The 13,276-nt window shown below is 37.0% G+C and carries 13 protein-coding genes and 1 other annotated feature; of the genes, 12 read left to right on the top strand and 1 reads right to left on the bottom strand.

All coding sequences use genetic code 11. The annotated features are described in order from the left end of the window. The first annotated feature begins 97 nt into the window (after positions 1-97). The 3 genes from HCX62_RS13605 (at position 98) to HCX62_RS13595 (ending at position 3,130) form a co-directional block, all read left to right on the top strand. Positions 98-853 carry a hypothetical protein gene (locus tag HCX62_RS13605; protein ID WP_185639442.1) on the top strand — a complete coding sequence of 252 codons (756 nt, stop codon included), beginning with the start codon at positions 98-100 and terminating at the stop codon, positions 851-853. Positions 854-876: 23 nt separating this feature from the next. After that, on the top strand, positions 877-2,238 hold the full coding sequence (gene rlmD, locus HCX62_RS13600) for a 23S rRNA (uracil(1939)-C(5))-methyltransferase RlmD (protein WP_185639441.1): 1,362 nt from the start codon (positions 877-879) through the stop codon (positions 2,236-2,238). A 337-nt stretch (positions 2,239-2,575) separates the two neighbouring features. Continuing rightward, positions 2,576-3,130, top strand: a complete 555-nt coding sequence (locus tag HCX62_RS13595) for a molybdate metabolism regulator (RefSeq protein WP_185639440.1) — start codon at positions 2,576-2,578, stop codon at positions 3,128-3,130. Between the two features lie 31 nt (positions 3,131-3,161). Here HCX62_RS13595 and HCX62_RS13590 read toward each other — a convergent pair whose 3' ends face one another. Continuing rightward, entirely contained in the window at positions 3,162-3,650 is a 489-nt protein-coding gene (locus HCX62_RS13590; RefSeq protein ID WP_311175919.1) for a shikimate kinase, read from the bottom strand. A gap of 208 nt (positions 3,651-3,858) precedes the next feature. Between HCX62_RS13590 and HCX62_RS13585 the strand changes: the two genes are divergently transcribed. The 9 genes from HCX62_RS13585 (at position 3,859) to HCX62_RS13545 (ending at position 13,269) form a co-directional block, all read left to right on the top strand. Then, complete coding sequence (locus HCX62_RS13585) at positions 3,859-4,368, top strand: hypothetical protein (RefSeq protein WP_185639438.1); 510 nt, start codon at positions 3,859-3,861, stop codon at positions 4,366-4,368. 133 nt (positions 4,369-4,501) lie between these two features. After that, positions 4,502-5,269, top strand: coding sequence for an ABC transporter ATP-binding protein VirB (virB, locus tag HCX62_RS13580; protein WP_185639437.1), 768 nt, complete (start codon positions 4,502-4,504; stop codon positions 5,267-5,269). After that, positions 5,259-7,238 carry an ABC transporter permease gene (locus HCX62_RS13575; protein WP_185639436.1) on the top strand — a complete coding sequence of 660 codons (1,980 nt, stop codon included), beginning with the start codon at positions 5,259-5,261 and terminating at the stop codon, positions 7,236-7,238. Before virB ends, HCX62_RS13575 begins: the two co-directional genes overlap by 11 nt. Positions 7,239-7,299: 61 nt before the next feature. Beyond that, positions 7,300-7,977, top strand: a complete 678-nt coding sequence (gene virR, locus HCX62_RS13570; protein ID WP_008948091.1) for a two-component system response regulator VirR — start codon at positions 7,300-7,302, stop codon at positions 7,975-7,977. Positions 7,978-8,046: 69 nt separating this feature from the next. Next, on the top strand, positions 8,047-8,922 hold the full coding sequence (locus HCX62_RS13565; protein WP_185639435.1) for an SDR family oxidoreductase: 876 nt from the start codon (positions 8,047-8,049) through the stop codon (positions 8,920-8,922). Positions 8,923-8,943: 21 nt separating this feature from the next. Next, positions 8,944-9,402: a hypothetical protein gene (locus HCX62_RS13560; protein ID WP_185639434.1), complete on the top strand. Its 459-nt coding sequence runs from the start codon at positions 8,944-8,946 to the stop codon at positions 9,400-9,402. Between the two features lie 16 nt (positions 9,403-9,418). Beyond that, on the top strand, positions 9,419-11,161 hold the full coding sequence (gene ade / locus HCX62_RS13555) for an adenine deaminase (protein WP_185639433.1): 1,743 nt from the start codon (positions 9,419-9,421) through the stop codon (positions 11,159-11,161). A 20-nt stretch (positions 11,162-11,181) separates the two neighbouring features. Then, a complete protein-coding gene (locus tag HCX62_RS13550) occupies positions 11,182-12,222 on the top strand; it encodes a sensor histidine kinase (RefSeq protein WP_185639432.1) in 1,041 nt (346 codons plus the stop codon). Positions 12,223-12,327: 105 nt separating this feature from the next. Next, positions 12,328-12,569: a binding site (T-box leader), on the top strand. 58 nt (positions 12,570-12,627) lie between these two features. Further along, positions 12,628-13,269, top strand: coding sequence for an amino acid ABC transporter permease (locus HCX62_RS13545; protein ID WP_185639431.1), 642 nt, complete (start codon positions 12,628-12,630; stop codon positions 13,267-13,269). The last annotated feature ends 7 nt before the right edge of the window (positions 13,270-13,276 follow it).

Below are 13,276 nucleotides of genomic sequence, written 5' to 3'. Positions count from 1 at the left end.
AACATAGTAAAAAGGATGTAATTATTGTTAGTTATTTGTCTTATTTGCGCAAAACAAGTATAATAAGTAGTCTGACAAGAAATGAGGTGAATGCGATATGACAAGTGATCATCTATTTAAAAAATTCACGATGATAATAATTGTTCTTATCATTGCTATCGCAGCGGCTGTTTTTGTCTTTTGGCAAGTTGATGCAGAAGAACAAGCTCCAAAAGTGAGTAAAACAGAGCTAATTGAAAGTAACAAAGTATGGATAAATAATCAAATGCAAATTCCGATACAGGATAATATAATCTTATCTATTCCAGCAACGAATACAAACACAAATATTGCTACAAATGGAGATTTAATCCTCACAACGACAAACGAAGAAATTTTGAAAGAATTAGCTGCTTCTAACGACCGATACAAAAATATTAAAGCATATCGCCTTCGGATTGAAGCAAAGAAAGTTTCCGAGTATATTACAAACACGAAATACCGTTACCCAACAACAACTATTCAGAAGAAATTAGCCAACTACGAAATTACAAGCGGCGAACGGTCAGTACAAACAGACAAAACACCTATAAAAATAGAAGACACAACCAATAACGATATTAAAGTGCCCTTAAAAACAACCTATTCAAGCGATGAAGCAGAGGTTGCAGCAGGTATTTTTAATAGCACTATTCCAGATAAAATAACTATCACAGACAATACAAAAGATCTTACAATAAATAAAAATGTGACAATTTATCCAAAATCTTTTGTCTATGATTTTACCTTGCAGAAAAACACCATGCTTGTTTTTAAAGAGCAGGAAGAAGCTGTAATTCAAGAACCAATCGGTATCGAATATATTATTAAGTAAAGCAAAGAGAGGGGCAAGGGACTTTGGAAGCATCCCTTTTAAAAAAGAACCAATCCATTGAACTTACAATTGAAGATTTAACGCATGATGGCAGCGGGGTTGGCAAAATCGACGGGTACCCACTTTTCATTCCAAATACGTTACCTGGCGAAAAAGTGACAGCCAAAATAATTAAACTAAATAAAAATTACGGTTTTGCTCGAATGGAAACTATCGAAACCGTTAGTTCGGATCGTGTGGAACCACCATGTGCCGTTTATTCTAAGTGTGGCGGTTGTAGTTTACAACATCTAAGCTATGAGGGCCAACTTGAGTTCAAACGAAATCAAGTGGAAGAAACAATGAAACGCATTGGCAAACTAAATGTCGACGTACCAGCAACACTTGGTATGGAAAACCCGTGGCGTTATCGTAATAAATCACAAGTGCCAGTCGGTTTCGTAAATGGCAAGTTAACAGCCGGATTTTACCAAAAAAGAAGCCACGCAATTATCGATATGTCTACTTGTCTTATTCACAATGAGCAAGGCGATTTTGCCGTTCAAAAAACACGAGAAATCCTTGCTAAATATGGTACAGAGCCATATGATGAAAAAACGGGCAAAGGTGATATCCGCCATGTTATGACGCGTTTTGCACATACTACTGGACAATTAATGATTGTACTAGTGACTACGAAAGAACGCTTGCCTTTTAAAGATGAAATTGTTCATGATTTGACTGAACAACTTGAATTAACATCTATTGTTCAAAATATTAATCCGCATAAAACCAATGTCATTTTTGGCGATCGTACAAAAACGCTTTGGGGTAAAGATATTATTGAGGATACTATTCACGGAATTAGATTTGCTATTTCGGCGCGTTCGTTTTACCAAGTGAATCCACTGCAAACAGAAGTGTTGTATCAACAAGCAATAGATGCGGCTGAACTGACAGGGGAGGAAACGGTAATTGATGCGTATTGCGGCATTGGTTCTATTTCCCTTTGTCTCGCGAAAAAAGCCAAGCATGTCTATGGGGTTGAAATTGTGGATCAAGCCATTCAAGACGCCCGTGCTAATGCAGAATTAAATGAACTAGCGAATACAACCTTTGAAACAGGGAAGGCTGAAGAGGTCATTCCAGCGTGGTATAAAGCTGGAATAGTAGCAGACGTGTTAGTAGTAGATCCACCGAGAAAAGGTTGCGATGAGAAACTACTTGAAACGATTTTGGCGATGAAACCAAAGAAAGTAGTATATGTATCTTGTAATCCAGGCACGTTAGCCCGCGATATGAAAATATTAACAGATGGCGGTTATGTGGCGAAGCAAGTCCAACCAGTGGATATGTTCCCAATGACGACGCACATTGAAGCAGTCACTGTTTTACATTTAAATTAAAGTATACAAAAACCGCCATAATGGGATAAATGGCGGTTTTTGCTTTCGAGTGTGTGTGGTTGACTAATAAATTAACAGACGAGATTAATAAAAATCAAGTCCAGTTTTTATTTAACCATGAAACAAAAAAATGGTCAAAGGTGAATGTTTTAACCTTTTTAAGCAGTTTTATTTATTTTCTTACCGTTTTAGTACAAAAAAATTAATTAAATCACGAAAACGACGAAATTCAAGCATGAAATTGTTGCGAAATTGTCATATTTTTTTCTTCTTTCAAAAGGGACGATAATTTGGTAAGATGTATGTAATAGATTTTACATGAATGGAGGAAATGAGAATGGCAATTGCAATGTATATTGATAAGCCTAATGCCGCATTAAACAGCGAAACAACACATCCACATTTCAAAGAGCACTTCAAAGCGAGTTTTTATTTAGATGAAAAAGATGCATATGGTCCATTTGGCTATGAAGATGGTCTTGCGGTACTGCGTCGTTTAGAAGAATACTTTAGTGATAAAAGTGATCAAGGACTTAATTTAGCTGCTTTTCCCAAATACATGATGGAAACAGTGAAAAATGCGACATATGTTCCAGCAAAAGATGATGGGGTAGAGCGTTTGCAGCAACTGTTGGCTGAGTTCGGTAGTGATGTTCGCACATCCGATAGAATTACGGTTTCAGCTGCTTTAGCACAAATCAAAATCACTGGATACGTGTTACCAGCCTTACGTGATGCGGCACTCGAAGCACTTCACCGCGAAATTGAATTAAACAAAATAGAAGACATCGATGCTGGTTATGCAGATAGTATGTTTTATGATTTATTAACATTTACCAAAGACTATACGTCCGTATTACCGGATATGTGGTGTAGACACTGTACAGAATAAAAAAACAGCGCTAGTTGCATAGCGCTGTTTTTTACTTATCTAACATAGCCAAAATGGCTGTAGCAACTTCTTGTTGGTTACGATTATCGGTATTAACAATGAAATCTGCGGAATCCTGATAATGAGCAATCCGTGGTTCAAAAATAGCGCGAATTTCTTCAGCCGATTTTTGTTGTACAAGTGGTCGGGTGGTATCGCCTTTGAGACGGTTCATAAATACTTCTGGGTCGGTTTCTAAATAAATGACCGGGTATGTATTTTTCAAAACTTTTCTATTTTCAGGATTGAGAACAATGCCACCGCCTGTTGCTATAACGGCTTTGGTATTAGCTAATTCTTTTAATTTTTCATGTTCTAAACGACGGAATTCTTTTTCACCATATTTAGCAAAAATGTCCGATACACTCATTCCTTGTTCGCTCGTAATTACTTCGTCAATATCGATGTACGGTAAATTAGCCAAATTTGCGAGTATGTTTCCAACCGTTGTTTTTCCAGCTCCCATGAAGCCAATTAAGATAACTTGATCGATGATGTTCTCCTCCTTTATTTGATTATTACATTTTACTACTTAAAAGCATTAAAGAAATTATATCACAAATGCTAAAAAGGTCAACCGAAATTTATCATTTTAATACGCCTTCTACAGAAAAAAGAAAGCCTCCTTTCCATTGTAGTATATTTCTAGTACAATAGAAATAATAGAGCTGTGAAACTGGGGGAAAATAATGATAGAAAATGAGCTAGAACAAGCAGAGAAAACAGAGAAAATCGAATTTGGAGTAAATCGTCGTTTGATTTTTTCCAGTTGTTTACTTTGGATGGCAGTTGGATTATTGCTTTATGTTGTTTTTAGTCATATCAAAGGCGTCAATGGCGTAGAAGAAATAATTTTACTCGTGTTTATCGGTCTTTGTGTTTTACGTCCGTTGCTACGTTTAATTAATATCGCTCCAACAGTAGAGTTAACAGAACGGGGAGTTGCTTATCGTGGTGATTTTAAGCCATGGAACGAAATTAAAGCAACGGAATTGAAGAAGCCTGCAATTATGCTTTTTTCGCAAGGTAGATTAAAAATCATGACATCGATTAATGGCCGAGCGGAGGTAGCGTGGGATATTATTGCTGCTGACGTTTCCATCAGTTTAGAAGAACTAGAAAAGCTCATTCAATCAATGCGAGAAACCTATACAGATGACGAAACAATTGGCACGGAAATCTTCGTGGAAAAGAAATAAGAAGAAAAATCATTTGTCTGTTTTTATTAAAATAGGGAAGTGATTTTTTTTGATAAATACAACTATAGCCCATAGTATCTTAACTAAAAGTAAGGTAAAATAACCAAATAATGAACGTAACGGGAGGAATACAATGGAAACAGTGCTAAAGGCGCATAAAGTCAGAAAAGTATACGGGTCAAAAGGCAATTTGTTTTCTGCGATTGGAAGTATTAGTTTAGAAATAGAAAAAGGCTCATTTGTTGGAATTATGGGTCCTTCTGGTGCGGGGAAATCTACTTTATTAAATGTGTTGTCCTCTATAGATAAACCGACATCTGGGGAAATTGAGATTGGCGGAAAACTCATTTCGAATATGAATGGGAAAGAATTGGCCGTTTTTAGACGCGATCAGCTTGGTTTTATTTTTCAGGATTATAATTTATTAGATACGATGACAGTGAAAGATAATATCGTTTTACCACTAGCACTTGCTCATATTAAACAAGCCGAAATTGATGAACGTTTTGAAATTATTGCACGCCAGTTTGGGATTTTTGAATTGCGGAATAAATATCCTACAGAAATATCGGGCGGACAAAAGCAGCGAACGGCGGTTTGTCGGGCCATGATTACAGAGCCAACACTAATTTTCGCGGATGAGCCTACCGGAGCACTCGATTCTAAAGCTGCGACAAACTTGTTAGAAGGGCTTTCTCAAGCAAAAGATGTGCGCGATTCTACGATTATGATGGTGACGCACGATGCCTTTGCAGCCAGTTACTGCGAACGAATTATGTTTATTAAAGACGGCGAAATTTTCACAGAAATCTACCGCGGAACAAGTTCAAGAAAACAATTTTTCCAAAAGGTGTTAGATGTGTTGGCGCTTCTTGGAGGTGGCGAAAACGATGTTATTTAAAGTTGCGCTGACTAATATGCGAAAGAATTTTAATCAATATATTGTTTATTTTGTTTCGCTTATTGTCTGTGTGTTAGTGTTTTTTACGTTTGTTTCGTTGTCTTATAATCCGCTAATTGAGACGGTTTTTAAACGCTGGGAGCTATTCGGACCGGCGATGTTTTCTTCAGCAAGTATTTTGTTGATATTGTTTATCTTCTTTTTTATCTTTTATTCCAATAGCTTTTTCCTTAAAAGACGAAAACGAGAAATAGGCTTGTATTCATTGCTTGGTTTGCGGAAATCACAAGTGGTCTTAGTATTGTTTTTTGAAAATGCTATGCTTTATATGCTGGCTACTTTGTTTGGTATTTTAATTGGTATTTTTTCTTCTAAATTATTTGCGATGCTGTTGTTTTGGATTGTTGGTTTAGCGATAGATGCCGAGTTTATCATTTCATTTAAGGCTATTCTTGATACGATGCTTGTCTTTTTCAGCATTATGCTTTTCACATCAGTTTACGCGATTTTCATTGTATTACGTTATAATTTGAGTCAACTATTTAAAAACGATGAAAGAGAAGAAAAAGTTGCTAAAGGTTCTTTTAGTTTAATGTTAATTGGACTTGCTTTAATTGTCTTTGGTTATTATTTAGCAACGAGAAATATTGAGGAATCGGCCATTTGGTTGAAATATGATTTTTTTGATTTAATTTTAGTCATACTAGGGGCGGTCATTTTAGGAACGTGGCTCATGGTCAGGTTTGGCACGCCGTATTTAATCCGTAAATTATATAATAATAAACATTTCTTTTATAATGGGACGAATATTATTGGTGTGACTTCGCTTCGTTTTAGGTTGAAGAAAAATGCTGGAACGATTGCGATGATTGCTGTACTAAGTGCGACAACGCTGACGATTATTGGTTCGATGAGTAGTTTTTATGTCCGAACGATTAATGATATTTCAGCAGAGAATCCTTCTAGTTATCAGGTGCTTGATATTTCGGCAAAGCAAGAGGCTGAGATTATTCAAACGATTCATGATGACCAAGATCATAAGCTGCAAAGTTTGATGCAAGCAGAGATGGTTAGCGCTGTACTTGAATATAAAGATATTCCTAAATATAGAATGCGTATGGATAACATGATTCATACGGTTGTATCTGAGTCAGAGTATATTCGAATTGGCGAACGACAGCAGAGTGACTTTAAACGCCCCAAAAAACTAGCTTACGGGGATGCAATCTTGCTCGGAAAAAACACTTATTATGCAAGACCAGAAGTGCAAGAAAAATGGCTTACTCGTAAAATGGTTGTTCAGTCGAATGAGCCCATTGCTAAAAACTTGCCACCAATCAAAGTAGTGGATTTCCGCGAGTATTCGATTTTTAATACAGGGATTTCTTATGAAACGCTCGTTGTATCCGATGATTATTATGAAGTTTTGGAGCGACTTTTCGAGCCGGAATCTGTCGAAATGTTTGATATTACGAACCCGAATCATAGTGAAAGTTTGGATAAAAAAGTGCAAACTATTGTGGACGGAGAGCCATCACTATTTTCAGAAAATGTTTCTTCGTATTATACGAATTATCATTTGATTTCCACATTGGTGGGTTCGTTATTATTTATTGGTATTTTTATTGGTGTTGTCTTCTTTTTAGCAACAGGAAGTATTATTTACTTTAAACTTGTAACAGATGCTGTATCAGAAAAAGACAAATTTGATATTTTATTTAAATTAGGTGTGACTGAAAAAGAAGTACGTAAGATTATTTCCAAGCAAGTCTGGCCGATTTTTGTGATTCCATTGTTTTTCGGAATTGCACATTCAATGGCTGCGTTATGGGGTATTTCTATTAATTTAATGGATAATATTAAGTATCCAGTATTAATTGGAACCGGTATTTATATTGTGTGTTACACCGCGTATTACTTTTTATGTATTGATTCTTTTACCAAAATTGTAATGGGAAATAAAAAGTAATTGGCTTTTGCGGTTAATTCAGCTAAAATGAAAAGAGAGTTCTGCTGAGGAGGTACTAGAAATGGTGAAGGTATATATCGTGGAAGATGATGAAGTAATTCGTGATACAATCCGGAAACATTTAAGCAAATGGGGATTTGAGATTGGTGTAGTAGAGGATTTTAACAATATTTTACAAGAGTTTTTATCTTTTGAACCCCAATTAGTTATTTTGGATGTCAATCTTCCTTTCTTTGATGGTTTTTATTGGTGTAACCAAATCCGAGAAGTGTCAAATGTACCAATTATCTTTTTATCATCACGTAATTCACGAATGGACCAAATTATGGGCATGAATATGGGAGCAGATTATTATATTGAGAAACCAGTGGACCTTGATGTACTAATGGCGCGGATTAACGCACTTTTAAGACGAACATATTCTTATGCAGATTTAGAAGAAGCTAACGTAATGGAGCACAATAATGTCTTCCTTCACATCGATACGAATACTCTCACACATTTAGAAGATAAAATTGAGCTAACAAAAAATGAATTTTTAATTTTATATGAACTAATGAAACAAAAAGGCAGCATCGTAAGTCGCGATGAAATTATGCGCGCACTTTGGGAAGATGAAAGTTTTGTTGATGATAATACGCTGACGGTTAACGTCGTACGAATTCGTAAAAAACTAGCAGAAATTGGTTTAGGTGAATTTATCAAAACGAAAAAAGGCCAAGGTTATATGATTGAATGAGGAAGAAAACAGGAAGATAGCGCCAAAAAACGCGAACTTCCTGTTTTTGTAAATAAAGGAGGAGTCAAAATGAAGGTTTTAGTATTCGGTGGTACGCGCTTTTTTGGAAAGAAATTAGTGGAGAGACTTATTTCAGAAGGGCATGACGTCACAATTGGTACAAGGGGCAAAACAGATGATAATTTTGGCGATTCTGTCAAACGGGTTATTTTAAATCGAGAATCAAGAGATGATTTATTTCAATTAGCAAAAGAAGAATGGGATGTTATTTACGATAATATTTGTTTTTCACCAAAAGAGGCGCTCTATGCAGTAGATGCCTTTAAAGGAAAAGTAAAACGATACATATATACGTCATCACTCTCTGTCTATAGCCAAAAAGGACGCGCTTTAGTCGAAGAGGACTTTAATCCTGAACATTATGAAATTGTTATTGGGGACAAGGAAGACTTTGATTACGGTGAAGGAAAGCGACTTGCCGAAGCCGTATTTTTCCAAAAAGCCACTTTTCCAGTCGTTGCCGTACGTTTTCCAATAGTGCTTGGACTGGACGATTATACAAAACGACTTCATTTTCATATTGATCATATTAAGAAACACCAAGAAATTGGGATTAGCAATGGACAAGCGGAGATAGGCTTTATTACTTCAGACGAAGCGGCTCACTTTTTAGAATGGGTTGGAGTGGAATCAGATTTGACCGGACCTATCAACGCGGCATCTGACGGAACATATGCTTTAAATACATTCATCAAAATGCTAGAAGCCAAAACTGGCGAACTAGCACTAGTAGAAGAAGTAACGGATGATGAGGATGATTCCCCATTTGGCCTTGAAAAAACCTATTATTTAGATAACACGAAAGCAAAAGAAGCTGGATTTATTTTTAGTGATTTAAAAGAATGGCTACCAGCTTTAGTGACGGATATTTTAAAAGAAAATTAATTTTGGAGGAAAAAATACATTATGTTAAACTTTGAGGAAAAAAAGGCACTGATAGAAGCAATCGACGGTTTTGAACTACATGAAATTTCTATGGGCCGTATCAACGTGCATTATCCAGCAAGCAAACGAGACAAGAAAATTATCGTCAAACATCTGCACCCAAACGGCAATGCTTTTGTCTATGCACCATTTTTAGAAGTAGAGCCACTCGACAAACAAGGCTATGTGAACGTAAAAGATTACTCTGAAAATGAAATTCGGGTATTGTTACTTGAAGCGAAAGATTTTATGGATAGTGATGAAGATGGCTATAAAGAAGGATTAACAAAAATATACCAAGATAATAGCGGTGAAAAATTATCACTTGTATACGAAAATAAAATGTGGGTTATTTATACAGGCGAGAATTTAGAAGCAGTTTTCCCAACAATAGAAAGTGCGGAAGGTTACTTGCTTGATGAAGGTTTCTTTGAAGCTTAATTGACGGAGGCGAAATTTGGTGGAGAATTTAAAACAACTACAAGAGCGTGTTGCGGTCAGTGATGGGCGCGCAAAAGCAGATTTAGTCATTAAGAATGGACGAATAATAAATGTTTTTTCTGGAGAAATCATGGACGGAGATATCGCTATTAAAAATGGCTATATCGCCGGCATTGGTAATTTTCCGGATGCAGAAAAAGTCATAGATGCTGCTGGGGCGTTTATTGCTCCTGGCTTTATTGATGCGCATGTGCACGTGGAAAGCGCAATGGTGACGCCATCTGAGTTTGCACGTGTATTACTGCCAAATGGGGTAACAACTATCGTGACCGATCCACATGAAATTGCCAATGTTGCTGGAGAAAAAGGAATCGAGTTTATGCTAGAAGATGCCAAAGGGGCTCCACTAGATATGTTTGTAATGCTTCCTTCAAGCGTTCCCGCAACAGAAGGTGAACATAATGGAGAAACACTACACGCCGAGAAACTCCACCCACTTTATAGACATGAAAAAGTAATCGGCCTTGCCGAAGTAATGGATTTTCCGTCCGTAGCAAAGGGCAGCGATGATATTTTAACGAAAATAATCGATGCTAAAAAAGAGGGCGGTCGAATTGATGGCCACGGTGCCGGCTTAACTAGCGCTGATTTGAATAATTATCTGGCAGTTGGCATTCGAACAGACCACGAGAGCACCACGGCGAAAGAAGCTACAGACCGCTTACGTGCCGGTATGTTTGTAATGCTACGCGAAGGGACAGTTGGTCGCGATTTGCTTCAAACCATTCCTGCCGTTTCTGAAAAAAATAGCCATCGTTTTTGTTTTTGCACAGATGATAAACTGATTAATGATTTGATTACAGAAGGCTCCATCAACTACAATATCGAGTTAGCAATTAAAAATGGAATAGAACCAATAACCGCCATCCAAATGGCAACGATTAATGCGGCTAATTGTCATAATTTACCGTATCTCGGCGCGATTGCCGCGGGATACCAAGCAGATATCGTTTTTCTAACCGACTTACAAACCGTAGAAATCAGCAAAGTTTTGAAAAATGGAGAAGTCGTTGTGGAAAATGGCGTTCGAAAGGAAGCTGCTTTCAGGAAACAAGCCGCAGTACCGTTCGTATCACCACCAATTAATCACCATTTAAGCCTGCAAGATTTAGCGTTAACTTTAACAAAAGAAACGTGCTATGTAATCGGAATGCAGCCAAACAGTTTATTTACAGAAAAGCGCATCGAACAAGTCACTATTCAAAACGGGAAATTTATTCCTACTGTAGAAAATGATTTGCTCAAAATGGCTGTTGTAGAGCGGCATCACGATACTGGCTGTGTTGGCGTTGGTATTGTAAAAGGCTTTGGTTTAACAGAAGGCGCGATTGCTACAACTGTTGCCCATGATTCCCATAATATTGTCGCAGTTGGTGTCAGTGATGAAGCAATGAAAGCTGCTATTGACCATATCACCAAAACAGGTGGCGGTATTGCTGTAGTGGATGCGTCTGGTAAAGTACTGCATGATTTGGCGCTTCCGATTGCAGGTCTTCTTAGCGATAAGCCATATGAAGAAGTGGAAACGGATTTAGCAGGTCTTTTAAATGCCTTTAATCAAATTAGTCATGCCAAAGGTTTTGATCCATTTTTAACCTTGTCGTTCTTGACCTTACCAGTTATCCCAGAATTAAAATTAACCGATCAAGGCTTGTTTGATTTTGCTACGTTTCAAATTATTCCAAATGAAGTAAACTAACCATAGCGAGGAGGTACGACATGAACTGGTGGAGTTATATAAAAGATAAACGATTTTTCTTATTGTTTTTTTGCAGTATTATGTTTTTTGTCGGGGTATTGATTTCCATCGATCCAAATAGTAAATTAACGCTCGGAAATTTCATTTATTTATATGTCTTTGTTTTAGTCTTCTTGCTTTCGTATTTAGTGCTAGGTTATTTCTTTAAATATAGTTATTGGCGCGAAATGAAAGAACTTGTTAGTGGTGAAATTGAAGAAAATATCATTGAATTATTACCAAAACCGCGGACACGAGAACAAGCCTTTTTTAATCAGCTGATGGCGAAAAAGCATAAAGAAGAATTACGGACAATTAGTAAATTACAAGATAAACAACAAGAGTACCATGATTTTATTTTATATTGGGTGCATGAAGTGAAAACCCCGGTTGTCGCTAGTAAAATGTTAATCAATAATCCAGATTTAAACGATACAGAAACAATTTTCAAACAAATTGATGAAGAATTAACGACGATTGATAAACTCGTTATGCAAGCACTTTATTTTTCTAGGTTGGATACGTTCTCGAAAGATTATTTTATTCAAGAACAAAACCTTGGAGCTGTTGTGCGCGAATCGGTCAAACGTCATTCTAAACTTTTCATTGGGAAGAAAATGAAGTTGGATTTACAAAATGTGGATATTGATGTACGCACGGATAGCAAATGGCTGGGCTTTATTATCGATCAAATCCTGTCCAATGCACTAAAATACACAGAGAGCGGCGGCGAAGTGAAAGTTTGGTGCGATACAGAAGCGTCTGGCAAGAAAGTGTTGCATATTCAAGATAATGGTCGTGGAATTAAGGAAGAAGATTTACCACGTGTATTTGAACAAGGTTTTACGGGCAATATTGGTCGTCAAGAGAAAAAAGCAACTGGTATGGGATTATATCTTGCTAAACAAATGGCGAAAAAATTAGGTCATGAAATCTGCATTCAATCCCAAAGCGGGGTAGGAACTGAAGTGAATATCTACTTTGAACAAAAGGATGACTATTTACTGATTGCGAAAGATTAAGAGAAAGTGGCGCGCGAATGATGATGATTCGCGCACCACTTTTTTTGTTGAATAAAAAACGGTTGACTCTGTCACTTTATCGTGGTAGAGTATTAGCAAGAAGAAGTAAAAGCGTCGAACAGAACAAGTAGAGCGTGATTCTTTAGAAGAGAGTCCTTGGTTGGTGCGAAAGGATAAAGATAGCGTCATCGAACACATCTCGGAGCTGGTTTGCTGAAAAATTAAGTGAGTAGGTGAACTCGGGGTAAGCCCGTTATAGCTTGTTAGTCTCGAACTAACGGAGGCTGGTACTGCGAAGTATCAGTAAATTGAGGTGGAACCACGTGAATATTATTCTCGTCCTCTTGGCCAATTTGTGCCAAGTGCGACGGGATTTTTTTATGCTAAAAAAAGGAGCGAAGAAATATGGATTATATCATGGGAATTTTACCAGCTTTACTCGACGGGGCAAAAACAACACTACTCGTTTTTGCAGTCACATTAGTTTGTTCGATACCACTCGGAGCAGTTGTGGCAGTCGGAAACATTAGCAAAATAGCACCACTTAAATTTATTTTAAATATTTACATTTGGATAATGCGGGGAACACCTTTACTTTTACAATTAATTTTTATCTATTTTGGTTTACCGATTATCGGAATTGTTTTTGACCGGATGGATGCCGTGTTTATTGCCTTTATTTTAAATTATGCTGCGTATTTTGCAGAGATTTTCCGTGGCGGCTTTCTCTCTATCGAAAACGGACAATATGAAAGTGCCAAGGTTCTTGGACTTACTTACGGGCAAACACTTCGAAAAATCGTTTTACCACAAGTTGTTAAACGCGTCTTGCCAGCAATTGGTAATGAAGTCATCAACTTAGTAAAAGATTCTTCTTTAGTTTATATCCTAGGAATTGGCGACTTGCTAAGAGCAGGGAAAATTGCGATGAGTCGAGACGTTACCTTAATCCCACTCGTATTAGTGGCAGCAATCTACTTAGCATTAACAGCAATCCTAACATTACTATTTAAACAACTGGAAAAACGTTTTAGTTATTATAAATGAGGTGAAG

The organism is Listeria swaminathanii, assembly GCF_014229645.1.
Classification (GTDB): domain Bacteria; phylum Bacillota; class Bacilli; order Lactobacillales; family Listeriaceae; genus Listeria; species Listeria swaminathanii.
The sequence above is the reverse complement of the archived record's forward strand: the minus strand, read 5'-3'. Positions and strand labels throughout refer to the sequence as shown.